This is a genomic window from Lentzea sp. NPDC058436, assembly GCF_042721515.1.
In the GTDB taxonomy this organism is placed as follows: domain Bacteria; phylum Actinomycetota; class Actinomycetes; order Mycobacteriales; family Pseudonocardiaceae; genus Lentzea.
The window spans coordinates 124636-146930 of record NZ_JBHXLF010000004.1; the positions used below are offsets into that span (position 1 = coordinate 124636).

The 22295-nt window shown below is 69.9% G+C and carries 22 protein-coding genes and 1 tRNA gene; 13 read left to right on the forward strand and 10 right to left on the reverse strand.

Annotation, left to right across the window (positions count from 1 at the left end):
- The first annotated feature begins 54 nt into the window (after nucleotides 1–54).
- The 4 genes from ACFWN2_RS19145 (at nucleotide 55) to ACFWN2_RS19160 (ending at nucleotide 4018) form a co-directional block, all read left to right on the forward strand.
- Nucleotides 55–1698 carry a bifunctional 3'-5' exonuclease/DNA polymerase gene (locus ACFWN2_RS19145; protein WP_382428926.1) on the forward strand — a complete coding sequence of 548 codons (1644 nt, stop codon included), beginning with the start codon at nucleotides 55–57 and terminating at the stop codon, nucleotides 1696–1698.
- 113 nt (nucleotides 1699–1811) lie between these two features.
- A complete protein-coding gene (locus tag ACFWN2_RS19150; RefSeq protein ID WP_382428928.1) occupies nucleotides 1812–3194 on the forward strand; it encodes a carbohydrate-binding protein in 1383 nt (460 codons plus the stop codon).
- Between the two features lie 56 nt (nucleotides 3195–3250).
- Nucleotides 3251–3322 (forward strand) — tRNA-Val (locus ACFWN2_RS19155).
- 54 nt (nucleotides 3323–3376) lie between these two features.
- Nucleotides 3377–4018, forward strand: a complete 642-nt coding sequence (locus ACFWN2_RS19160) for a DUF6597 domain-containing transcriptional factor (RefSeq protein ID WP_382428930.1) — start codon at nucleotides 3377–3379, stop codon at nucleotides 4016–4018.
- Here the strand turns inward: ACFWN2_RS19160 and ACFWN2_RS19165 are convergent.
- Entirely contained in the window at nucleotides 4000–4827 is an 828-nt protein-coding gene (locus tag ACFWN2_RS19165) for a hypothetical protein (RefSeq protein ID WP_382428932.1), read from the reverse strand. The genes ACFWN2_RS19160 and ACFWN2_RS19165 overlap by 19 nt on opposite strands.
- A gap of 147 nt (nucleotides 4828–4974) precedes the next feature.
- Here ACFWN2_RS19165 and ACFWN2_RS19170 point away from each other — a divergent pair, with 147 nt between their 5' ends.
- Genes ACFWN2_RS19170 through ACFWN2_RS19185 form a run of 4 tightly spaced genes read left to right on the forward strand, consistent with a single transcriptional unit; the run spans nucleotide 4975 to nucleotide 8107 of the window.
- Complete coding sequence (locus ACFWN2_RS19170) at nucleotides 4975–5400, forward strand: hypothetical protein (RefSeq protein ID WP_382428934.1); 426 nt, start codon at nucleotides 4975–4977, stop codon at nucleotides 5398–5400.
- Between the two features lie 15 nt (nucleotides 5401–5415).
- Nucleotides 5416–5991, forward strand: a complete 576-nt coding sequence (locus ACFWN2_RS19175) for a DUF3558 domain-containing protein (RefSeq protein ID WP_382428936.1) — start codon at nucleotides 5416–5418, stop codon at nucleotides 5989–5991.
- 4 nt (nucleotides 5992–5995) lie between these two features.
- Entirely contained in the window at nucleotides 5996–7318 is a 1323-nt protein-coding gene (locus ACFWN2_RS19180) for a PPE domain-containing protein (RefSeq protein WP_382428938.1), read from the forward strand.
- Nucleotides 7319–7327: 9 nt separating this feature from the next.
- Nucleotides 7328–8107: an ESX secretion-associated protein EspG gene (locus ACFWN2_RS19185; RefSeq protein WP_382428940.1), complete on the forward strand. Its 780-nt coding sequence runs from the start codon at nucleotides 7328–7330 to the stop codon at nucleotides 8105–8107.
- 4 nt (nucleotides 8108–8111) lie between these two features.
- Here ACFWN2_RS19185 and ACFWN2_RS19190 read toward each other — a convergent pair whose 3' ends face one another.
- The 7 genes from ACFWN2_RS19190 to ACFWN2_RS19220 form a co-directional block, all read right to left on the reverse strand.
- The gene (locus ACFWN2_RS19190) at nucleotides 8112–9272 is read right to left on the reverse strand and encodes a lactate 2-monooxygenase (protein WP_382428942.1); all 1161 of its coding nucleotides are present in this window, start codon (nucleotides 9270–9272) and stop codon (nucleotides 8112–8114) included.
- Nucleotides 9273–9305: 33 nt separating this feature from the next.
- Nucleotides 9306–11429 carry a protein translocase subunit SecD gene (gene secD / locus ACFWN2_RS19195; RefSeq protein ID WP_382428944.1) on the reverse strand — a complete coding sequence of 708 codons (2124 nt, stop codon included), beginning with the start codon at nucleotides 11427–11429 and terminating at the stop codon, nucleotides 9306–9308.
- A gap of 75 nt (nucleotides 11430–11504) precedes the next feature.
- Nucleotides 11505–11828 carry a hypothetical protein gene (locus ACFWN2_RS19200; RefSeq protein WP_382428946.1) on the reverse strand — a complete coding sequence of 108 codons (324 nt, stop codon included), beginning with the start codon at nucleotides 11826–11828 and terminating at the stop codon, nucleotides 11505–11507.
- Entirely contained in the window at nucleotides 11828–12778 is a 951-nt protein-coding gene (locus ACFWN2_RS19205) for a tetratricopeptide repeat protein (protein ID WP_382428948.1), read from the reverse strand. The genes ACFWN2_RS19200 and ACFWN2_RS19205 overlap by 1 nt, the downstream gene beginning before the upstream one ends.
- 59 nt (nucleotides 12779–12837) lie before the next feature.
- Nucleotides 12838–14265 (reverse strand): rifampin monooxygenase, encoded by a 1428-nt coding sequence (rox, locus tag ACFWN2_RS19210; protein WP_382428950.1) that lies wholly within the window; start codon nucleotides 14263–14265, stop codon nucleotides 12838–12840.
- 142 nt (nucleotides 14266–14407) lie between these two features.
- Nucleotides 14408–14800, reverse strand: a complete 393-nt coding sequence (locus ACFWN2_RS19215; protein WP_382428952.1) for an NUDIX domain-containing protein — start codon at nucleotides 14798–14800, stop codon at nucleotides 14408–14410.
- A 105-nt stretch (nucleotides 14801–14905) separates the two neighbouring features.
- The gene (locus tag ACFWN2_RS19220) at nucleotides 14906–15487 is read right to left on the reverse strand and encodes an FMN-dependent NADH-azoreductase (protein ID WP_382428954.1); all 582 of its coding nucleotides are present in this window, start codon (nucleotides 15485–15487) and stop codon (nucleotides 14906–14908) included.
- Between the two features lie 82 nt (nucleotides 15488–15569).
- Here ACFWN2_RS19220 and ACFWN2_RS19225 point away from each other — a divergent pair, with 82 nt between their 5' ends.
- Nucleotides 15570–16040 (forward strand): MarR family winged helix-turn-helix transcriptional regulator, encoded by a 471-nt coding sequence (locus tag ACFWN2_RS19225; protein ID WP_382428956.1) that lies wholly within the window; start codon nucleotides 15570–15572, stop codon nucleotides 16038–16040.
- A 159-nt stretch (nucleotides 16041–16199) separates the two neighbouring features.
- Here the strand turns inward: ACFWN2_RS19225 and ACFWN2_RS19230 are convergent, their stop codons facing one another.
- The gene (locus ACFWN2_RS19230) at nucleotides 16200–17387 is read right to left on the reverse strand and encodes an NAD(P)/FAD-dependent oxidoreductase (RefSeq protein WP_382428958.1); all 1188 of its coding nucleotides are present in this window, start codon (nucleotides 17385–17387) and stop codon (nucleotides 16200–16202) included.
- A gap of 176 nt (nucleotides 17388–17563) precedes the next feature.
- Here ACFWN2_RS19230 and ACFWN2_RS19235 point away from each other — a divergent pair, with 176 nt between their 5' ends.
- Genes ACFWN2_RS19235 through ACFWN2_RS19245 form a run of 3 tightly spaced genes read left to right on the forward strand, consistent with a single transcriptional unit; the run spans nucleotide 17564 to nucleotide 20657 of the window.
- Nucleotides 17564–17764: a hypothetical protein gene (locus ACFWN2_RS19235; protein WP_090010112.1), complete on the forward strand. Its 201-nt coding sequence runs from the start codon at nucleotides 17564–17566 to the stop codon at nucleotides 17762–17764.
- 53 nt (nucleotides 17765–17817) lie between these two features.
- A complete protein-coding gene (locus ACFWN2_RS19240) occupies nucleotides 17818–19317 on the forward strand; it encodes an AMP-binding protein (protein WP_382428960.1) in 1500 nt (499 codons plus the stop codon).
- Between the two features lie 29 nt (nucleotides 19318–19346).
- Complete coding sequence (locus tag ACFWN2_RS19245) at nucleotides 19347–20657, forward strand: response regulator transcription factor (protein ID WP_382428962.1); 1311 nt, start codon at nucleotides 19347–19349, stop codon at nucleotides 20655–20657.
- Between the two features lie 236 nt (nucleotides 20658–20893).
- On the opposite strand, the gene ACFWN2_RS19250 is transcribed toward ACFWN2_RS19245, so the two are convergent.
- Entirely contained in the window at nucleotides 20894–22129 is a 1236-nt protein-coding gene (locus ACFWN2_RS19250; protein ID WP_382428964.1) for a helix-turn-helix domain-containing protein, read from the reverse strand.
- 28 nt (nucleotides 22130–22157) lie between these two features.
- Here ACFWN2_RS19250 and ACFWN2_RS19255 point away from each other — a divergent pair, with 28 nt between their 5' ends.
- Nucleotides 22158–22292, forward strand: a complete 135-nt coding sequence (locus ACFWN2_RS19255; RefSeq protein ID WP_382428966.1) for a hypothetical protein — start codon at nucleotides 22158–22160, stop codon at nucleotides 22290–22292.
- Nucleotides 22293–22295 lie beyond the last annotated feature (3 nt).

Genomic DNA, 22295 nt, shown 5'->3' on the forward strand with positions numbered 1-22295 from the left:
CGTGGTTTTCAGCCTGAACTGAAATTGTCAGACCTCGCGGGCAGAATCGCGGGTGTGCTGGTCGCTCTGGTCGTCGACGCCGACGGTGCCGGGCGGTGGCAGAAGCTGCACGACGACGGGACCCCGTCCGGTCCCGTGATGACGGCTTCGTCGCTGCCCTCCGCCGTCGCGTCGCTGGAGCGCGCCCATCGGCCGCGCTGGGTGTGGTCCGACACGTCCGAGGTCTACCCGGTGCTGCTCGCGGCGGGGGTGCGGGTCGAGCGGTGCTGGGACCTGCACCTGACCGAGACGTTGCTGCTCGGCGTCGAGGGCCGGCACCGGGAGCCGAAGGAGCTGGCCGGGGCGCTGGCGCGGGTGCTGGGGCTGCCCGCACCGCCCGACGTCGGACCGCCCAGGAAGGACGACGCGCTGACGTTGTTCGGCCCGGAACCGGTGACGCTGCCGGACGACACGGATCCTCTGGTCGCGGTGTCGCTGGTCTTCCAGGCCCAGCAACGGAATCCGGCGATCGGGCTGCTGATCGCGGCCGAGTCGGCGTCGGCGCTGGTGGCCGCGGAGATGACGTTCCACGGGCTGCCGTGGCGCGCGGACGTGCACAACCGGTTGCTGGAGGAGGTGCTCGGGCCCCGTCCGGCTGCCGGTCAGCGGCCGAAGTTGTTGCAGGCGCTGGCGGAGCAGATCCAGGAGGCGTTCGACGGCAGGGAGATCAACCCGGACGCGCCGGCGAGCATCGTGCGGGCGTTCGCACGGGCGGGCATCGAGGTGCCTTCGGCGCGGCGGTGGGTGCTGAAGACGGTCGATCATCCTGCCGTGGCACCACTTCTGGACTACAAGGAGCGCGCACGGCTGTGGGTGGCGCACGGCTGGACGTGGCTCGACGCCTGGGTGTCCGACGGGCGGTTCCGGCCCGACTACGTCGTCGGCGGCGTGGTCACGGGACGGTGGGCGTCGCGCGGCGGTGCGGCGTTGCAGATCCCCCGGTTGATGCGGCAGGCCGTGATCGCGGACGACGGCTGGTGTCTCGTGGCCGCGGACGCCTCCCAGCTCGAACCGCGGATTCTCGCCGCGTTGTCCGGGGACGCGCGGTTGATCGAGGTGTGCGGGGACGAGGACCTCTACGCGGCGCTGGCGGCGGACTCGTTCAAGGGGGAACGGCCGCGCGCGAAGATCGCGATGTTGTCGGCGATGTACGGCGGCACCTCGGGTGAGGCCGGGCCGTTGCTCGCCGTGCTGCGCAGGCGGTTCCCGATCGCCGTCGGGTACGTGGAGGCCGCCGCGCAGGCCGGTGAGCAGGGCCGGATGGTGCGCACGAGGCTGGGCCGCACCTCCCCCACGCCGTCGGCGGCCTGGCAGGAGCTGACCGGCGGCGCGGACGACTCGGGCAACGTGTCGAGCTCGTCGCGGCAGGCCGCGCGGAACTGGGGGCGGTTCACCCGCAACTTCGTCGTGCAGGGCAGCGCGGCGGACTGGACGGCGGCGTTGCTGGCCGTGCTGCGGGGCCGTCTGCCCACCGAGGCGCAGCTGGTGTTCTTCCAGCACGACGAGGTGCTCGTGCACTGCCCGCGCTCCGACGCCGACGCGGTGATCGAGGCGATCGCCGTCGCGGGGCGCGAGGCGACACGCCTGCTGTTCGGTGAGACATCGGTGCGCTTCCCGATGAACGCCGTGCCCGTGACCTGCTACGCCGACGCGAAGTAAGTCCAAACGAGACAGTGCCGTTCGGCGGCGTTCGTCCGAACGGGCGCTTGTTCTTGCACCGTGAGAGCGCTCTCATAAATGGACTGCACCCGTGACAAGGAGGTCACTCGCGCATGAAGCAACGCCGCCGCGTGCTCGCGGCCACGACAGCGCTCATCGCCGCGGTACCCCTGGCGATCGCCGCCATGTCCGCCAACGCTGCCATCCCACCCCCTGCAACGGGTTGGACGCAGGTGTGGGGTGACGACTTCAACGGTTCGAACGGATCGCTGCCGTCGAGCGCCAACTGGATCGTCGACACCGGCCACGGCTATCCCGGCGGCCCCGCCAACTGGGGCACCGGCGAGATCCAGAACTACACGAACAGCACCAGCAACCTGAAGCTCGACGGCAACGGCAACCTGCGCATCACCGCGCTGAAGGACGGCGCGGGCAACTGGACGTCGGGCCGCATCGAGACCCAGCGCTCCAACTTCAAGCCCCCGGCCGGCGGCAAGCTCGCCATCGAGGGCCGCATCCAGATGCCGAACGTCAGCGGCGAGGCCGCCCTGGGCTACTGGCCCGCGTTCTGGACCCTGGGTTCGCCGTACCGCGGCAACTACTGGAACTGGCCGGGCATCGGCGAGTTCGACATCATGGAGAACGTCAACGGCATCAACTCCGTCTGGGGCGTCCTGCACTGCGACGTCGCACCCGGCGGCGCCTGCGGCGAGTTCACCGGCATCGGCAACTCGCGGGCGTGCCCCGGCTCGTCCTGCCAGAGCGCCTTCCACACGTACCGCTTCGAGTGGGACGACGCCGCGAAGACGTTCACCTGGTTCGTCGACGGCCAGTCGTTCCACCAGGTCACGCAGGCACGTGTCGGCGTGAACGTGTGGAACGCGATGACGTCGCACGCGGGCCACTTCATCCTGCTCAACCTCGCGATGGGCGGCGCGTTCCCGAACGCGCTGAACAACAACCAGCCGACCCCTGTCGCGGCCACCCAGTCCGGCCACTCCATGGTCGTGGACTACGTGGCCGTCTACTCGACTGGTGGCGGGACCACCACTCCCCCGACGACCACGACCACGACGTCGAACCCCGGCGGTGGGGGTTCCGCGTACAGCGACCTGCAGGCGGAGAACGCCTCAGAGCGCTCCGGCGGGTCCGTGGGATCGGGTGACGGCGGTTCCGGCGTGAACCAGATCGCGAACGGCGGGTACCTGAAGTTCTCCGGCGTGAACTTCGGCACCGGCCCTGCCCGGCAGTTCTACGCACGGGTCGCCTCGGGAGCGGGCGGCGGGGTGAGCGGCCTGATCGAGGTGCGGCTCGGCTCGCGCACGGCCACGCCCGTCGGTTCGATCGCGGTCGGCAACACCGGAGGCTGGGACGCGTGGAGAACGATCCCCGCGAACATCTCGAACATCTCCGGCACGCACGACGTGTACATCACCTTCACGAGCGGGCAGCCTTCGCCGTACGTGAGCGTGAACTGGGTGAAGTTCGGAACCTGACCCCTGGGTTCGGTGTTCCGTTGGACCGTCCGCTAAGATGTCATCCGTACGACCACGGATGATTAGCTCAGCGGGAGAGCACTACCTTGACACGGTAGGGGTCACTGGTTCAATCCCAGTATCGTCCACTTGAAATGGCGCCGCGTCCTTCGGGATGCGGCGCCATTTGCTTTGATGGGCTCGTGTACGCGGAACTTCCCGCTCCCGCCGGCCTGGCCTGCCTCTGGACGCGCACGGTGTCGTCGCCCACCGTGCAGCGCGTGGTGCCGGACGGCTGCACGGACCTGATGTGGACACCCGCGTCCGGCGCGCTGTTCGTGGCCGGTCCGGACACCTCCGCGCAACTCGCTTCCGTCGCTCCCGGCACGTTGTACGGGGTGCGGCTGCCGCCCGGCGCGTTTCCCTCGGTGTTCGGGGTGCCCGCTCATGCCGTGCGGGACCTGCGAGTGCCGTTGTCCGATCTGGTGCCTTCGGCGCGGCTGACGTCGTTCTCCTCGATGGTGGAGTTCTGCGCTTCGCGGGTCGTGGTCGATCCGGCGCTGACCGCCACCGCGTCGTTGCTGCGTTCCGGTGACGTCGAGTCCGCGGCGTGGGAGATCGGGCTGAGCTCACGGCAGCTGCGGCGGCGGTGCCTGGACGCGTTCGGCTATCCGCCCAAGGTGCTGCAACGGGTGCTGCGGTTCGACTCGGCGCTGAAGCTGGCGTGGGCGGGCAAGCCGTTCGCCTCCGTCGCTTTCGAAGCCGGCTACGCGGACCAGGCGCACCTGGCCCGCGAGGTGAGGACGTTGGCGGGCGTGCCCCTGGGTCAGCTGATCCGGCCGTAGCGACGCAGCGTCAGCAGCGCCTCGACCGTGGCGATGGACCGCCACTCGAAGTCGACGACGGGGGTGAACGCGGGAAAGCCGAAGTTCCAGCCGCCGTCCTCCTGCTGCCCGTTCTGAAGTTTTTCGAGGTCTTTGGTCAGTTCTTCGTCGGTGAACCAGCTGCGAGCCAGACTCGTGGGCGTCTGCGCGAACTCGTGCGGATCCAGCCCTTCACCCTCCGCGTACCCCTCGGTGCTCGGCGTGAGGTGCCGGAGCTTCTCGCCGGCCAGTTCGGCACGCGCCCGGTCCGGCACCGCGTCGAGGAACATGGCCGCACCCCGCAGCTCGTACGGGTGGGTCTGTTCGAGCTTCTCGATCTCACGCCAGCAGTAGTCGGTGGCCTTGTCGAGCCACGGACCGGTGGCTCCGAGCGCATGCAGCGCGGCCGCGATCTGCGAGGTCAGCAGGAGCCCACCCTGGTCGTCGGCAGCAACCCACAGCGCCTTGGGGTGGTCCTTGGAGGTCGACAGCCCGAACGGCACGGAGCCGTCAGGACAGGTGTTCTCCAGCCAGGTCAGGACCGATTCGGCCTGCTCAGGGGCACCGATCTCACCGAAGACCTGGAGCGCGCGCAGGGCGTGCAACGGCTGACTGGTGGGCCCGCGGTGATCGGGTTCGAGCCCGAACCCGTACCCGCCGTCGTCGTTGCGGTAGGCCAGCACCGCCCTGACCACCGCTTCCGCGCTCCCGCCGTCGAAGGCGTGCTCGAACAGGCGTTGTTCCAGCGTGCGCGCGTTGAGCCAGAGGAAGGTCCTCGCTTCTTGGATCATGCGTCGAACCTAGGCCGGTCGGGGTCCGGGGTCTTGAACGAATCGGCCATGTGACCTGATCTGCTGATTCGTTCGCCTCCTCCGGGAACCGGTCCTATGCGAAAATCCTCCAACAGGGGTGTGGAGTTCTGAGGGGAGCTGGCTGAGATGCTGATGTTCGACGCACTCGTACCCGTGAAGACCGCCGGGGCTGTCGGCGCAGGCGTCGGTGCGGCGCTCGGCGCGGCCGCCGGTTCGGCGGCAGGCGCTGGTGGCGGTGGTGTGGCGAAGTTCAGCGTCGACCCGGACCAGGCGCAGAAGATGATCGACGGCCTGAAGCAGGCGCTGGAGAAGCTGCTGGTGCTGGAGGACAAGAGCGCCGAGATCCACTACCACGGTGCGCCTGGACCCGACCCTTACAGCGGCTACGCGACGCTCGGCCAGCGCAAGACGGCCGGCGGTGAGCCGGGCGGCTACCTCTGGGCGAATCGGGAAGCGCGGAAAGCGCTCGAGCAGACGATCAAGAACATCGAAAAGGCTCTTGCCGAGTACCGAGCCACCGACGACGCGGCGAAGTCCGCGATGAAGGGCTGACCGACCTTGAAGCGCATGACCGCCCTGCTGACCGCCGTGCTCGCCATCGGCGCGCTGGCGGGATGCACCAGCTCGCAGACCGGGGGAAATCCCACCCCCGCGCCCACGACCGGGGGCGAGCAGACGAGCAGCCAGCCCACCAATGACGGGTCCGACTCGGGACTCAGCATCACCAAGTACACGAGCGCCCCCTGCACGATCCTCAAGGCTGACCAGGTCACGACGCTCGGTTCCGTGCGCGAGGCCGCTCCCGGGACGGGGCTTCTCGGTCCCAACTGCGTGTGGTCGGGCAAAGACCCGATCAAGAATTCGCGTTACACCGTGCACGTGACCGCGGGCCAGGACTTCGAGAAGCAGGTCAACGAGGTGAAGGGCGACGCGGTCTTCAACGACAAGAAGATCGACGGCGTGCGGGTGATCTCCACTGACCGGCTCGACGGCCTGGTGACCTGCCTGGCTTCCGTGCAGATCTCCAAGACCGACTCGGTCACGATCCAGGTCAACGTCGCCTCGGACGAGCAGGCGACCAAGAAAGCATGTGCTGAGGGCGAGCGGGTGGCCCAGTTGATCATCGGCAACCTGAAGGGGTAGCGAGATGGCTGGGGATGAGCCGAACATCGGCGGTTTCGCGTTGCTGCCGTTCGCAGGTGGCGAAACGATCTACAAGTGGTTCGAGAACGGCAAGGGGCCAGGTCAGAGCACCACGCCCACCGCGCAGGCTTGGCGTGACCTCTCGACCGGCCACGGAGACGTGGCTCAGCTGATCGAGAAGGCCGTGCGCGACTCCGGCGCGTCGTGGGAAGGCGCTGCCGGCGACTCGGCTCGTGGCGCGACGTCGCCGCTCGCGACGTGGGCGACGGTCACCGGGGAGTCGGCCACTCAGGCCGGCAACAGCGCGGACAGCGTCGGCGACGCGTACGTCGACGCCAAGAACTCGATGTCCATGCCGCCGTCTGTGCCGGACAAGCCCTTCCTGAACGACTGGGCGCCCTGGGACACCGACTACGACGACGCGCTCGAGAAGAACCAGCAGGTCAGCGAGCAGAACATCCGGGCGTTCAACCAGTACGCGGGCGCCGTCAACGCGAGCATGAACATCCAGCCGACGTTCATCGCGCCGACGGCCGGTGACGGCACCGTCCAAGAGGGACCGTCCGACGACAAGCGCGGCATCGACGAGGTCGGCTCCAACGGCAAGAACACGCCGCCGAGCGTCGGCAACCCCGGTGGTGGCGACCGCAGTGGAGGATCCGACACCGGTCTCTCCCAGTGGACCCCGCCCGGCACCGGCGGCAACAACGGCGGGAACGACGGCACCAACACGGCCGGCGTGGACGACCCCAAGTTCACCCCGCCGCCCACCGACGACGGCGGGCGGCGGCCGGCGCCCAACATCGGCAACCCGACAGACCCGCCCGGCGGTGTGTTCAACCCGAACGACCCGCGGCGGCCCGGTGGTCCGCTCGACCCCAACAACCCGCGCAACCGTCCCGGCGGGCCCGGTAACCCCAGCACCGCTGGTGGCCGCGGTCTCGGCGGGCCCGGTGGTGGCGGTGGTGGTGCCGGCGGCGGACGTGGCGGCGGTGGGCTGGGCGGTCCCGGTGGCGGTGGCCTTGGTGGGGCCGCGGCTGCTCGGGGCATGGGTGGTCCCGGTGGCATGGGCAGCAACTTCGGTGGCGCGGCCGGTGTCGCCGGCAGCGGTGCCGGTGGTGCCGGCGGCTTCGGGCCTTCCGGTGGTGCGGCGGGTGCCGCTGGTCGCGGTGGTGCCGCGGGCATGGGTGCCGGTGGCATGGGCGCGGGTGGCGCGCGTGGTGACGGCGCGGAAGACTCCGAGCACAAGTCGGCGTCCTACCTGCAGGAGACCGAGGACATCTTCGGCGACGGAACGATGGTTGCTCCGCCGGTCATCGGCGGATAAGGGGGAAACGTGCTGCGGAGCAGGGTCGCAATCCCTGTCACGGCGCTTTATCAGGCCTGGCAGGCCGCGGGCCTGCCGACGATGCACCGTGCGCTGCTCGCTCAGGTCGACTTCGACGAGGCACTCCTCGAGTCGGGTGACGTGAGCGAGCTCGAACGGTTGCAGAGGTCGGCGTGGGCGCAGCTCGAGCAGTACGGGCTCGCGCGCGGCAACCAGGTCCACCCGGACCTGGCGAACGCGCTGCGGCTCGTGGTCGAGGCCGGCGTGGAGTACTGGGCGTTCTTCAGTCTGAAGGACGGCCCTCAGCAGAGCGTGCTGGTCGTGTCGAACGGCCAGGACGCGCTGCGGATCGCGCTCACGCCGGACCAGCAGTTCGTGCTCGAACCGGTCAGGGCCGAGGAGGCGCCGCAGGCGTTGATCGGTGCGTTGCCGCCTACCCCGGCGGGCAGGGGCAACCCGATCACGCTGCCCGAGGACGCGCTGAAGCAGAAGCGGCAACCGTCCTACGAGGACACCGGTTCGTTCATGCAGCAGAGCAGGCCGACGAGCACGCCGAACGACCAGCTCGTCGCGCAGCTCAAGGAGATCATGAACCAGCCGCGCACCGGCGGCGGTCAGCTGTTCTCGGCCAAGCGCGACCATCTGGGCCGCAAGCAGCGCTGCATCAACCCGCTGACGTACATCGACACGCCGAGCGGGCGGTACCTCGCGGCCAAGAGCGAGGGCTGGCTGCGGGTGCAGCCAGCCGACTTCGGCACTCTCGCTCACATGACCGCGACTATGCCCTAGAACGTCAGGAGAACCGCAGCGCGTCCGGCCCCAGGTCGGCCGGGCTGCGGTGCCCGGACAGCCCGAGGGTCAGGTCGAAGTCCGCGAGCAGGCTCCGCAGCACGTGCTTCACGCCGACCTGCCCGCCGTGCGCCAGCCCGTACGCGAACGGCCGCCCGACCATCACGGCCTTGGCACCCAGCGCCAGCGCCTTCACGATGTCCGCGCCGGTGCGGATCCCGGAGTCGAACAGCACGTCGACCTGCTCCCCCACCGCCTCGACGATCGACGGCAACGCGTCCAGCGAGCCCACAGCACCGTCGACCTGACGCCCGCCGTGGTTCGAGACGACGACACCGTCCATTCCGTACTCGACGGCCTTGCGCGCGTCGTCCGCGTGCTGGATTCCTTTGAGGACGATCGGCCCGTCCCAGTGCTCGCGCAGGAACGACAGCTGGTCCCACGACTTGTCGGTGCCGGTGAACAGCTGCACCCACCGCAGGATCGCCATCGGCAGGTCCTCTTCGGGCGACTTCTGCAGTCCGGCGCGGAAAACCGGGTCGCTGAACGGGATCGCCGTCCCGATCCCCCGCAGGAACGGCAGGTAGGCCTGGTCCAGGTCGTGCGGCCGCCACGCCAGCGTCCACGTGTCCAACGTGACAACCAGCGCCGTGTACCCGGCCTTCTTGGCCCGCTCCAGCAGCGATGCGCACACGTCGGGGTCGTTCGGCCAGTAGAGCTGGTACCAGCGCGGCCCGTCACCGGAGGCCTCGGCGACCTCCTCGATGGTGTGCGAGGACGCCGTCGACAACACCATCGGCACCCCGAGCTCCGCGGCCGCCCGTGCGGTCGCCAGCTCACCCTCCGGGTGCAGGATCGCCTGCACGCCAACGGGTGCGAGCATCACCGGCGCCGGCAGCTCGGTGCCCAGCACGGTGACGCTGAGGTGTCGCTCGGTCGCGTTGGTCAGCATCCGCGGCACGATCTGCACGCGCTCGAAGGCCGCACGGTTCGCCCGCACCGTGGCGCCGGAGCCCGCACCTCCCGCCACGTACCAGAACGGACCCGGTCCCAGCCGATCTCGCGCGGACTGCTCCAGCGCGTTGGGATCGGTGGTGAACGGCGGCACGGTGCCACCGAGCCCCTGGAGGTAGATCTCGTTCTGGTACGAGGCGAAGGAGGTCATGACGCCCACTCTGCTACGAACGGGCGGCGCGAGCTAGGGCCGCGCGGCTGCCGGGCGCTTCTTCGTCAACGCCGCCTGGCGCGGCCAGCGCGACTCCAGCCAGATCGCGATCGGCGCGGCGGTGACCACTGTGGACACCGTGCCCGCCACGAGGCCGATCAGCAGCGCGACGGCGAAGTCCGCCAGCGAGCCGTCGCCCAGCACCAGCAGTGCGGACAGGACGAAGAGCACGCCGATGCCCGTGTTCACCGTGCGCGGCACGGTTTGCACGACCGCGTCCGACACCACGTCCGGATACGGGGCCTTGAAACGGGAGCCGCGGAGCTCGCGCAGGCGGTCGAAGACGACCACCGAGTCGTTGACCGAGTAACCGATCACGGTGAGCAGGGCCGCGAGGAACACGCCGTCCGCGGTCTTGCCCATCCACGCGAACAGGCCGATCAGCACCAGGACGTCGCTGATCAGCGCGGCGACCGTGGCGAGACCGAGGCGCCAGTCGAAGCGGATGGCCAGGTAGACCAGCTGGGCGGCGACGGCGATGGCGAGGCCGATGACGGCGTTGCGGCGCAGTTCGGACGAGAGCGACGGGCCGATCAGCTCGTTGCTCGCCTGGCGGGCGCCTCCGTCGACGGCCGAGGAGACGACCTGGCCGATGCGGGACGACGTCGCGTCGTCGATCGGGCCCGTGCGCAGCGAGACCTCGTTGCCGGACGACGACACGACCACGTCCGGGAAGCCCGCGTCGGACAACGCTTCGCGGACACGACCCGCGTCGATCGAACCGCCCGCGGTGAAGTCGAGCATGCGGCCGCCGGTGAACTCCACGCCGAGGTTGAGGCCGCGGACGAACAGGCCGGCGAACGCCACGAGCACCAGCACGCCGGCGCTGATCAGCCACCGCGACGGACGGCGGTACAGGACGACGGACAGGCGCTGGCGGACGTAGCCCAGCGTGTGCAGGCCGCTCAACTTGGGACGACGAGCCACGAAACGACTGCCCACGACCCACACCACCAGCACGCGCGACAGCACCAGGGCGCTGAACATCGACGCCAGCACACCGATGGTCAGCGTGACGCCGAAGCCGCGCACCGGGCCCGTGGCCAGCCAGAACAGCAACCCGGCTGCCAGCAACGTCGTCACGTTCGAGTCGGCGATCGCGCTCAACGCGCCGCGGAAGCCGCTCTCCGAGGCGCGCCGGAGGTTGGGTTTGCGCGCGTACTCCTCGCGGGCTCGTTCGAAGATCAGGACGTTCGCGTCGACCGCCATGCCGATCGCCAGCACGAAGCCGGCCAGGCCCGGCAAGGTCAGCGTCGCCCCCACCGCCAGGAGTCCGGCATAGGCGACGCCCGCGTAGCCGACCAGCGCGACCACGGCCAGGAAGCCGGCGAGGCGGTAGGCGAACATCAGGAACAACGACGTCAGGGCGATGCCGATGATCGCGGCCTTGGCACTGGCCTCGATGGCGTCGGCGCCCAGGGTCGCGCCGACGGTGCGCTGTTCGATCACCTCGACCGGCACGGGCAGCGCGCCGGAGCGGATGACGAGGGCGAGTTCCTTGGCCTCCGGCTGGGCGAAGCGGCCGGTGATCGTGGTCGCGCCACCGGCCTGACCGGCGCCGCAGGGCGTGTCGAGGCTGACCTCGGGGGACGAGATCGGCTTGCCGTCCAGCACGAACGCGATCTGGCGGCCGGGCGTTCCGGACGGCTCGCAGGCCGCCTCGCCGGTGACCTTCTGCCAGGTCTTCGAGCCCTCGCCCTGGAACTGGATGTTGACCACGAAGCCCGCGCCCTGCGGGTTGCGGGTGGACTGGGCGTCGGAGATGCCCTCGCCGGTCATGACGGTCTGACCGTTGCGCTGCACGGTGAGCTGCGCGGTCTGGCCGAGGACCTTCACGGCCTCTTCGGGGTCCTGGACGCCGGGCAGTTCGACGACGATGCGGTTCTCGCCGGAGCGGGCGATCACCGGTTCGGCCACGCCCAGCGCGTCGACGCGGCGGCGCAGCACCTCCAGTGAACGGTCGGCGGCATCGGCGTCGCCCTTGGCTTCGAGGACGATCTGGGTTCCCCCGCGCAGGTCGAGGCCCAGGCGGGGTTCGGAGGTGAGCAGCAGGAATGCGGATGCGACGAGGACCCCGAGCGCTGCCAGTGCACGCACGAGAAGACCCCGGCGCGCGTTGTCGCGCGACATGGGTGGTGAGCCTTCCGGAAGATGGTTGCTGGTGAAGGAGATTCAGCGACCGGAAGGCGGTGAACGAGCGGGCTGCGGCGTCCAGCGGATGCCCTCGGGCGTGCGGTGCACGCGCCGGGCGAAGGAGACGACGAACCGCATGGGCAGCGCGGGCTTCGCGACCGGCGGCACGTCGGACGGCACCTGGGTCTGCGGGACCTGGGCGGCGTTCGGGTTGTGCGGCTTGGGTGCGGTGACCGGCAGGTTCGCGAAGTCGTGGCCGTGACGGACCACGGAACCGGAGACGACGGGCTCGGCGGGCGCGGCGACGATGAACAGCTGTCCGAGGAACAGCAGGAACGCGAGCGCGACCGCGTTGCGACGCATCACCGCTTCCTGCCTCCACCGACGTAGACGAGCGCTCCCCCGACGACAGCGCACAACCAGGAAAGCACAAGTGGCTGCATCGTCGTAGCCCCGAAGGTCAGTGCGACGGTCCAGCCGAGCAGGATCAGCGCCGACACGGCGAGCAGGGACACCGTCACGGCGAGCTTGCGCAGGCTGAAGAGCAGCTTGAACGGACGCAGCCGGAGCGCCACGACCAGGCAGCACAGCACCAGGGCGCCGGTGAAGAACGACAGGTAGGGCGTGGGCCGGGGCATGCCGGCGATGAGGGCGAGTAAACCGCCGCCGACCAGCAGCAACGAGAGCGTGCGCAGCGAGCGCCACACCTGCACCTTGTTCAGCTGCAGGGGCGCGGGCCTGGCCGAACGCCGCCGCTGCACGGTCGCGAGGTTCGCCTTCGAGTCCGCGTCGGACGGGTCGAGCTTGATCGCCGTGCGGTACGCGTGCTCGGCCGTGCCCCAGTCGCGCATCCGCAGCGCCGCGTCGCCCAGCACCTGGAACGCCCGCGCCTCGGTCGGGGCGAGCTGCGAGGCGTGCAGCGCCGAGTCGAACGCCTCGACGGCGCCGTCCGGGGCGTCGGCCAGCACCTCGGCGAGCACGACGTAGCCGCGCCAGTCACCGGGTTTGCGCCGCACGGACTCCCGCGCCGCGACCGCCGCCTCCTGGTGCCGGCCGAGGTCGCTCAGCGCCAGGGCGGCGAGCCGCTGGGGCCAGGCCGGCTCCCCGTCGAGGATCATCGCGCGCTTGGCGGAGTCGAGCGCCTGGTCCGCCTCACCGAGGTCGAGGTGGGCGGCGGCGAGGCGGCACCACGCCTCGGCGTGCCGAGGGTTCGCCGCCACGAGGGGCCGCAACAGGTCGATGGCCTGCCGCGGCTTCCCCGAGGCGGTGAGTTCCGCGGCACGCAGGAGCACCGCTGTCATCGGCTCGGACACGCGGAACAGTGTGACAAAGCACCTCCGGCCCCCGAACGGGTGACCTCAGTCGGGGGTGCTCAGCGGGCGTCCCCGAACCAGCGCGCCAGCTCTCCCTCCAGCGACGCCTGGTCCTCTCCGGCCCACGCGACGTGCCCGTCCGGCCGGATCAGCACGGCGGGAGCACCGAGGTCCTCGCTGACGTCGACGAGGTGGTCGACCCGGTCCGCCCAGCCGTCGGCGGACAACGTCCCCGCCTGGTCGAGCAGGATCCCGCGCCCGGCGTGCATCTGGTCGTAGAGCCCGCCGCGCTTGAGCGCGAGGTCCCCGATCCGCTTCCCGACCAGGTCGTCCTCGGAACCGAGGTCGTACCGGACCGAGACCGCGATGATCTTCTCGGTCAGGTACCGGTTGACCTCCTCGAACCGCACGAGCTCGGTCAGCAGCCGCCGCACCGACTGCGGGCCGGGCTCGACCTTCATCAGCTCGATCTGCGCGCGGGTGTTGTTCAGCACCTCCTCGGCGACCGGGTGCCGTTCGGCCTCGTAGGTGTCGAGCAGCCCGGAGGGAGCCCACCCGTGCACGGCCGCGGCGAGCTTCCAGCCCAGGTTGAACGCGTCCTGCACGCCGAGGTTGAGCCCCTGGCCGCCGGTCGGCGGGTGGATGTGCGCCGCGTCGCCCGCGAGGAACACGCGACCGGACCGGTAGCGCTCGGCCTGCCGGGTGGCGTCGCCGAAGCGGGACATCCACCGCGGCGAGTGCACGCCGAAGTCGGTGCCCGCGATCCTGACCAGCTGCTCCTTGAAGTCGTCGAGCGCGGGCATGACCGAGCGGTCCTCGTTCACGCCCTCCGCGGGCACGACGACGCGGTACGTCGCGGAGCCGCCGATCGGGCCGACGCCGAAGCGCTTCTGCGTCTCGCGGACCTTCAGCATCAACGGCATCGCCTCCTCCCACGGGATGCCGATCTCCATCTCGCCGAGCAGCGTCTCCACCCGCGTGGGCTCGCCGGGGAAGTCGATGCCGGCCAGCTTGCGCACCGTGCTGCGGCCGCCGTCGCAGCCGACCAGGTACCGGGCGCGCAACGACGTGCCGTCCGACAGCTCGACGGTCACCCCCTCGTCGTCCTGCGAGAACGCGACGACCGTGCTGCCGCGCCGGATGTCGGCACCGGCCTCGATGGCGTGCTCGGTGAGCAGCCGCTCGATCTGCGGCTGCGGCAGGCCGAGGACCACCGGGTACTTCGTGTCCAGCCGCTCGGGCGCGGGCCTGTCGATGCCCGCGAAGAACCCGGCGAGCGGGTGCGTCGTGCCCGCGTCCAGGAACCTGCCGGCGATGCCGCGCTGGTCCATCACCTCGATGCTGCGCGCGTGCAGCCCGAGCGCCCGGACGACCTTCGTCGGCTCCGGGTCCCTTTCCAGCAGAACCACGTTCACACCGTGCAACCGCAACTCGCCGGCCAGCATCATGCCGGTCGGTCCACCGCCGGCGATGATGACGTCGATCATGGAGTCTTCCCCATTTCCCCAGGTGGATGACGTTGGCCGGGAAATGATGAAGCACACCCGGGGTCTTGTGGCAAGGCCCCGGGTGCGCTATATGTTGAAGTGGGAGAAGAGCGGCGCTCTTCTCCATTCGTGTTTTCAGGGGTCAGCGAAGAAGGCCCTCTGAGCTCAGGTGGGCGAAGATGATCCGGTCGACCGGCGAGATCCGGTCCGCGTCGGCGGTGGTCAGCCAGGCGAGCTCCTCGATCTCGGCCGACGCCACCGGTTCCCCGTCGAACGACGCGGTGTAACAGGTCATCCGCACGGTCACCCCCGACGTGTGACCGTGTGCCTGCGCTTCGAACGTCCCCAGGTGCCTCGCCGACGCCCCGTCGATCTCGACGGACAGCTCCTCGCGGATCTCGCGCACGAGCGTCTCGACGTCGGACTCCCCCGGCTCGCGCTTGCCGCCGGGCAGGTAGTACGTGTCCTTGCCCCTGGACCGGGTGCCGAGCACCTGGCCGTCCCTCAGGTGGATCCAAGCAACCTTGTCGATCACAAGGCCGAACCCTAGTGCGGTGGCCACGAACCCTTGCCGGGTTGTGCACGGTCCAGGGCGTCCACCTGGGCCGCGCAGAACACGGTGAGGATTGTGGTCACCGCACTAGGCGCTGGCGAGTTCCTTCACCACGCGGTGCGCGTCGGCCAGCGACTCGACGGCGAGCTCGCGGAACTGGTGCATCTGCGGCACCACGTCCGCCAGGGTCAGCTCGGCGTGCACGAACTCCAGGCTCTGGTCGAGGCCGACCATCGACAGCACGGCGCGCAGGTACGGCTCCTGGAAGTCGAAGCCCTCGCGCGGCGTGCCCGGCTTGTACGAACCGCCACGGGCCGTCACGACGACAACGCGCTTGCCGCCCCACGCGAACGTGCCGTCCTCACGGGCGAAGTGCTCGGAGGTCGCGACCTGGTCGATCCACGCCTTGAGGGTCGACGGGATCGAGAAGTTGTACATGGGCGCGCCGATCAGGATCACGTCGGCGGCGTCGATCTCGGCGATCAGGTCTGCGGAAACGCCCTGTTCGGTGCCGTCCTTGTGCGGGATCGGCGACGCGTGCAGGTCCCGGTAGGTGTAGCCGGAGCCGGGGTTCGCGGCACGCCAGCTCTCGGCGAACGCACCGGAGACCTCGCGGGTCACGGACCCCTCGTACCGAATGCTCGTGTCGAGGTGCAGCAGATTGGTCATACTCGGAACATACGAGCGAAGAACTTCCGAGTCAAGATGTTCCGAGCCGAGAACATCTCTTCCGGGATGTAGGATGGGACACATGGAGGAGCCGGATCTCGTCGAAGCCTGCGTGGAGAAGTGGGACTTCAACTGGCTGCTGCACCGCGCCACCCAGCGCGTGGGCGCCGCGTTCGCCGAGGAGATCGCGAAGTTCGGGATCTCGCTGCGCGGTCAGCTCGTGCTGCAGGCGCTCGCCAACGAGGAGATCCAGCGCACGCAGCTCAAGCTCGGCGCGATGCTCGGCCTCGACAAGACCACGCTGACGAGCGAGCTCGACAAGCTGGAGCGGGCCGGCCTGGTCCAGCGCGTGCCCGACCCCAACGACCGGCGCGTGCGCACACCGGTGATCACCGATCAGGGCCGTGAGCTGCAGAAGAAGGCGGGCGACGCGCTCGCAGAGGTCGACAGGGCCTTCCAGTCGCGCTTCACCCACCAGGAGATGCTGGTCATCCGCAAGGCCCTGCAGGACCTCTCCCGCGGGGAAGGCCCGATGCACGGCTCCTGCATCTAGTGGCGCGTCACAGAACGTTGGCGAGGTAATCCACGCCCAGCAGGGCGCCTCGCGGCACCGCCCCCACGCCCCCGTACAACCAGTACGAGGACGTGGGGGCGGCACCCCGAGACACCCGTCTGACCGCGAATTCCCCCGGCAACGTTCTGCGCCACACCACTAGACCAACGAGCCGAGGTCAGCCTCTCGCAGCTGTTCCGGCGTCACGGTCGCCTGCGCGTCCACCAGCGCCTTCAACGCCGTGCCGTGGTCCCAGACGTTGACGTTCATCGCCGCGCGCAGCCGTCCGTCGCGCAGCCAGAACGCGACGAACTCCCGCGCGGCCACGTCACCGCGCACGACGAGCTCGTCGTCCTGACCGGCGAGGCCGCGGTACTCCATGCCCAGGTCGTACTGGTCGGTGAAGAAGTACGGCGACTTCACGTACGACTCGTCCAGCCCGATCAACGACCCCGCGACGTGCGTGCCCTGGTCCTTCGCGTTCGCCCAGTGCTCGACGCGCACCCTGCCGCCGTAGCGCGGGTGGTCCTGCGCCGCGATGTCGCCGGCCGCGAACACGTCCGGCGCGGAGGTGCGCAGCACGGCGTCGACCGCCACACCGCCCTCAGCCAGTTCCAGACCCGCTGCCTCGGCCAGTTCGAGGCGGGGTGTCGCGCCCACGGCCAGCACCGTCACGTCCGGCAGCAGCTCGGTGCCGTCGTCGAGGCGCACGCCGGACGGCGAGAAGCTCTCGACCCCCGTGCCCAGCTTGAACTCCACGCCGTGTTCGGTGTGCAGGCCGCGGAACATCGCGCCCATCTCGGTTCCCAGCACGCGCACCAGCGGTTCGGCCAGCGGGTCGACGACCGTGACGCGGCAGCCGTGCGCGCGGGCGGCGGACGCCACCTCGCAGCCGATCCAGCCCGCGCCGATGACGACGACGTGCCTTCCTTCGCGCAACGCGGACTTCAACGCGAGCGAGTCGTCGAGCGTGCGCAGCACATGTCCTTGTGCCCCAGGCAGAACGCGCGGACGTGATCCGGTCGCGAGCAACAGCCGGTCGTAGGACCGCACTGCTCCGTCCGAGTCGACGACGGCGTGATCGTCGGGCCGCAGCTCCAGCACGGACACGCCGAGCTGGAGGTCGATCTCGTTGTCGGAGTAGAAGCCCGGCTCGTGCACCCACGCCGGTTCGCCGGCCTTGCCCAGCAGAAGGTCCTTGGACAGCGCGGGAAGTTCGTACGGGCGGTGGCGTTCGGAGCCGAACATGACGATCTTGCCGCCGTAGCCGCGGTCTCGGAGCGCGCCTGCCGCGGAGGCACCGGCGAGGCCGGTTCCCACGATCACGATGCGTTGCGGTTCCGCCATTTTCACCCCTCCAGGTGACCTGAACTCGTCCCACGTGCGACGCTATCCGCAGCTCGGCGCAGTCGCTCGACGGAGAACGGAAAACCTTCGTCATGACTTCCGGTGACGAACGTCTCTTGGACGTGAGCACCGGGTACACCGAGCCGGTGCGCCGAGTGAGCTGGAGGAAGAACCCCGTGGGAGCCAAAGAGGAGTGGCAGGTGAGCTGCCGCGACATCGCTTCGCGCCGACGGGACATGACGGTGTTCGTCAGCCAGGGGCACATCGTGATCACCGTGCCGCCGGGAGAGGCCGCCGTTCTGACGCCACTGGAGGTAGGCCGGCTGCGGGCAGCCCTGCGCGACGCCGTCGTGAGCGCGTCCAACACCGATATGTGACCGCCGTCACACCGTTACCTACTCGCTAGTAGGTAGATGGCAGAGTGGCTCACATGGTGACCCGCGTGCTGCTGACCCTGGTCAAAGCCGGAGTGATCCGGCCGCTGGGCCCGCGAGGGCTCGCCGGCACCGTGCGCGGATACCTGCACTGGGACATCACGCTGGCCTGGGGCTACCAGACGGGAGCCGGTCGGCACCCGGACCGCGCCGCGATCATCGACGACGACGGCGTGCTCACGTACGCGCAAGTGAACGAGCGCACCAGCCGGCTCGCGCACGCCTTCCGCCCCAAGGAACGCGTGGGGCTGCTCTGCCGCAACGGCCGCGCGTTCATCGAGACGATGACCGCGTGCACGAAGGTCGGCGCCGACGCGATCCTGCTCAACACCGGTCTGAGCCAAGGACAACTGACGCAGGTCGCGCAGGACCAGAAGATCGACAGGATCGTCGCCGACCGCGAGTTCGCCGGCGTGCTGCCCGATCTCCCGGTGTTCTTCACCGACGAGCTCGAGTCGCTGATCGCCAACGGACCGACTGCCTCGCTGCCCCGCAGACCTCCGCGCGGCAGGTTGATCATCCTCACGTCCGGCACCACCGGCACGCCGAAGGGCGCCCGCAGGCCGGAACCCGCGAGCCTCGCCCCCGCCGCCGCGCTGCTGTCGCGGATCCCGCTGAGGCACGGCGACGTCATCTCCATCACCTCCCCGCTCTTCCACGCCTGGGGGCTCGCCGCGTTCCAGCTCGGGCTCGTGCTCGGCGCGACCCTGGTGCTGCGCCGCCGGTTCGACCCGGCGCAGGCGTTGCGGGACGCCGACAGGTGCACGGCGATGTTCGTCGTTCCCGTGATGCTGCAACGCATGCTGGAGAACGAGCACCGGCCGAAGCTGCGGATCATCGCGTCCAGCGGCTCGGCGCTGCCGCCGCGCGTCGCCGCCCGCACGCTCGACGAGTTCGGCCCGGTGCTCTACAACCTCTACGGCTCAACGGAAGTGAGCTGGGCGAGCATCGCCACGCCCGAGGAGATGCTGCGCGAGCCCGGCACGGCGGGAAAACCGCCGCTCGGCACCCGTCTGGCCATTGTGGACGATCAGGGCGAAGCAGTCGCCGAGGGTGAGACCGGACGGATCTTCGTCGGCAACGAGATGCTGTTCGACGGCTACACCAACGGCACCAGCAAGGAGTCGCTGGACGGCCTGATGTCGACCGGTGACCTCGGCTACCGCAAGAACGGCCTTCTGTTCGTGGCCGGCCGCGACGACGAGATGATCGTCTCAGGTGGCGAGAACGTCTACCCGCACGACGTCGAGGACCTGCTCTCGACGCTGGACGGCGTCACGGAGGTCGCCGTGCTCGGCGTGCCGGACGACGAGTGGGGCCAGCGGCTCGCCGCGTTCGTTGTCGGCGCAAAAACCCTGACAGCCGAACGAATCCGTGACCACGTGAAGGCGAACCTGGCGCGGTACTCCGTTCCCCGCGACGTTCACTTCGTCGACGAGCTGCCGCGCAACGCGGCCGGAAAAGTGTTGAAACGTCAATTGCGCGACCAAGGCTAGAGTCAGCCCCGAGTTGAGGGGGCTTGACCATGACGGTTCCCGGCAGGACCGCGGATCCGCGATCCAACGCCGTGCACAACCTGCGCGAGGCGAGGATCGCACTGGACGAAGGCAGACCAGGCGAGGCGCTGGAGCACGCGGAGAAGGCCGTGGCGGCGTTCTCCTGGCTGGACGACGCGGAGGGCGTCGCGGAAGGGGTGCTGGCGCAGTCGGTGGCGCTGGGCAAGCGGGGACTGTGGCCCAGCGCGCTCGACACGATCGACAAGGTGCAGGCGATCGCGGCGGCGAACCGCCACATCGGACTCCAGGCGCGGTGCAGCTTCTCCCGCGCGGTGGTCGAGTTGCGTCTCGATTCGCGGGAGCGGAGCTTCAACTCCTTCGCCCGCGCGCTGGGACTGGCGGAGCTCACCGGTGACAACGAGCTGATCGGCTCGGTGCTGTTCGAACAGGCAAGGGTGCTGCGCACGCAGTTCCACGAGCACTGCATGATCCGCACCGAGGAGAGCCGGTGCAGCCTCGACGGGGAGCCGTGCGTGCGCAAGCTCCGCCGCGCGGAGGCGTTGTGCGCCCAGGTGCGCGACCACTGGAAATCGCTCGGCGATCCCGTGCGGATGGCGATGGTCAACGTCCTGCTGACACACGTCCGCATCGATCTGGGTGAACTTGACCGCGCCCACCGCAGCTGGCAGCGCGCTGACCAGTTGCTTGCCGGAAGGAACCGCCCGGTGGCGCGGGCGGAGGCGCTGATGGCACGGGCGCGGCTGAGCGGCGCCAGGGAGCGCCACCCCGAGCAGATCACCCAGCTCACCCAGGCCGCCGAGCTCGCGATGAGCTGTCTCGCACGGGAAGTCGCGGTGCACGCGCACCAGCAGCTGAGCGAGGCGCACGAACGGTCCGGCGACTTCGAGCTCGCGCTGCGGCACGCGCGGATGCAGCTGGAGCAGTACCGGTTGTGGGAACTGCAGGAGGGCCGCGACCTCCTGCGGATGCGCGAGCACGACCTGTCGTCACGACTCGTGGAACAGTTGGCGCACAAGCGTTTCGAGCCCAAGCGGGAGGACGCGGTGGTGCGCGTCCCGCACTCCGGTGAGCTCCACGAGACCGGCACGGCGGAGCACACGAACACCCGCATCGCCCGCGCGTTGCGGGCAGGGCTCACGAAACGCGGCATCGAGGTGCTGCGGCTCGTGGCCGCCGGGGCGAGCACGGCGATGATCGCGGAGTCGCTCGGCCTGTCCCCCAAGACCGTGCAGAACCACCTCCAGCGCATCTACACGACACTGGATGTCAACGGCCGCGCCGGCGCCATCGTCTGGTGGATGAACCTGACGGCGACGTAGTCAAGTGCTGTCAAAAACGCTGACAGGTAGGCCGAGCGGGCGAAGTCGACCATCGCCCGTTCGGACGCTTGCCGATCACCGGGAACTGCCGGTTACCGGGTGATTTACCCAAGTGCGCGCGGTGTAATTGGGTGATGTGACGGAGAACCGGTCTGTGTCATGCTCCGTTAACAAGGTGTCCGGTTCAGGAGCGAGGGGCGGTCATGACGAGGCAACGCCGCCCGGCACCACGAGCTCTAGTGCTTGCGGAGCGCGATGCGTGCCACGTCCCGCCACAGCAGAGGGTCGACGACCTCGGGGTTGATGTGCTCCAGCAACGCGGCGAGCGCGTCCCGCGCCGCACCTCCGTCGGTGTCGGCCTCGTCGGCCGCGCGCACGAGCAGGAGGTGGCACCGCAGCTGCTGTTCGGCGTTGAGGCGCCCGGTCGCGAGCGCGGCCTCCGCGAGCTCGCGCGCCCGGCCCACCTCACCGTCGCGCAACGCGAGCTCCGCCCGCAGCGCGCGGGCGTGCGCGAGGAGGTTCTGGTGCCGGCGCAGCGCCGCGACCGTCGTCTCGACCTCGTCCAGCGACGCGGCCACGTCGTCGAGGTTCGCCTCCGGTGTGCGCAGGGCGATGGCGGCGCCGGCGAGGCGGACGCGGCACCGGTACTCGGGATCACCGTCGAAGTCGTCGAGCAGCAGGAGTGCCTCGCGGATGCAGTGCGCGGCCTCCATCCGGTCCCCCAGGCGGTCCGCCACCTTGGCGCGCACCCACCACGTGGAGATCGCGAGCCGGTCGCCGCCGAGTTCGGGCAGCCGCGCGGAGAGCTGGTCCACGACCTGCTCCGCGTCGGCGAGGCGTCCCGCCGCGGTGAGCTCCGCGCACAACGCGATGAGCGCGCGGGTGTGGACGCGACGCACCCGTTCGCCGTCACCCGCGGCCAGCTCCACTGCCTCACTCGCGGCCTTCACGGATTCGGCCGTCCGGCCGAGGCGCCGCAACGAGGATGCGCGCAGGATCTCCACGAGCGCGTCCACAGCGGGACCGGGAGACCACGACTTGCGCAGCTTCGCCGCCGCCAGCAGCAGACCCTCGTGGTCGCGCTGCCGGGCGAGCACGCCCAGGCGCGTCCAGCGCACGCACCAGCCGAACATCTCCTCGTCGGAGCGCTTTCCCACCGCCTCCAGCAGGTCGACGGCCAGCACCAGGTCGCCGTCGTGGTAGGCCAGCACCGCCTCGCACCACGTCAGCGCCTCGTCCTGCATCGCGGTGCCGTCCTCGTCGACCACGAGCTCGGACGGGTCGACGCCGAGCACCTCGGCGAGCCTGCGGACGACGGCGGGCGACGGCACCCGTTCGCCGGACTCGAGGCGCGACACGTAGCTCATGGAGACACCGGGGCAGGCGAGGTCCTTTTGCGACAGACCGCGTTGCAGCCGGACCGCCCGCAACCGCGCACCGAACCTCGTCAACGACTTCCTGCCCTCATCCACGGCCGCCACCTAACGAAGGAGCCCCTTCATGAAGTTGAACACTATCGCCCGCACCGTCGCAGCCGTGATCCTCGGTTTGGGCGCACTGCTGGGGTTGTCCGGCGTCGCGTCGGCTGACGACCCCGGCGCAATCTTCACTCCCCCGTACGCGGCCCGTCCCTGACCG

Bases quoted from the DNA above. Each gene is read 5' to 3' on its own strand.
- ACFWN2_RS19150 (WP_382428928.1), top strand. From the start codon at position 1,812: ATGAAGCAACGCCGCCGCGTGCTCGCGGCCACGACAGCGCTCATCGCC.
- ACFWN2_RS19165 (WP_382428932.1), bottom strand. From the start codon at position 4,827: ATGATCCAAGAAGCGAGGACCTTCCTCTGGCTCAACGCGCGCACGCTG.
- ACFWN2_RS19170 (WP_382428934.1), top strand. From the start codon at position 4,975: ATGCTGATGTTCGACGCACTCGTACCCGTGAAGACCGCCGGGGCTGTC.
- ACFWN2_RS19175 (WP_382428936.1), top strand. From the start codon at position 5,416: ATGACCGCCCTGCTGACCGCCGTGCTCGCCATCGGCGCGCTGGCGGGA.
- ACFWN2_RS19180 (WP_382428938.1), top strand. From the start codon at position 5,996: ATGGCTGGGGATGAGCCGAACATCGGCGGTTTCGCGTTGCTGCCGTTC.
- ACFWN2_RS19190 (WP_382428942.1), bottom strand. From the start codon at position 9,272: ATGACCTCCTTCGCCTCGTACCAGAACGAGATCTACCTCCAGGGGCTC.
- ACFWN2_RS19200 (WP_382428946.1), bottom strand. From the start codon at position 11,828: ATGCGTCGCAACGCGGTCGCGCTCGCGTTCCTGCTGTTCCTCGGACAG.
- rox (WP_382428950.1), bottom strand. From the start codon at position 14,265: ATGATCGACGTCATCATCGCCGGCGGTGGACCGACCGGCATGATGCTG.
- ACFWN2_RS19220 (WP_382428954.1), bottom strand. From the start codon at position 15,487: ATGACCAATCTGCTGCACCTCGACACGAGCATTCGGTACGAGGGGTCC.
- ACFWN2_RS19225 (WP_382428956.1), top strand. From the start codon at position 15,570: ATGGAGGAGCCGGATCTCGTCGAAGCCTGCGTGGAGAAGTGGGACTTC.
- ACFWN2_RS19230 (WP_382428958.1), bottom strand. From the start codon at position 17,387: ATGGCGGAACCGCAACGCATCGTGATCGTGGGAACCGGCCTCGCCGGT.
- ACFWN2_RS19240 (WP_382428960.1), top strand. From the start codon at position 17,818: ATGGTGACCCGCGTGCTGCTGACCCTGGTCAAAGCCGGAGTGATCCGG.
- ACFWN2_RS19245 (WP_382428962.1), top strand. From the start codon at position 19,347: ATGACGGTTCCCGGCAGGACCGCGGATCCGCGATCCAACGCCGTGCAC.
- ACFWN2_RS19255 (WP_382428966.1), top strand. From the start codon at position 22,158: ATGAAGTTGAACACTATCGCCCGCACCGTCGCAGCCGTGATCCTCGGT.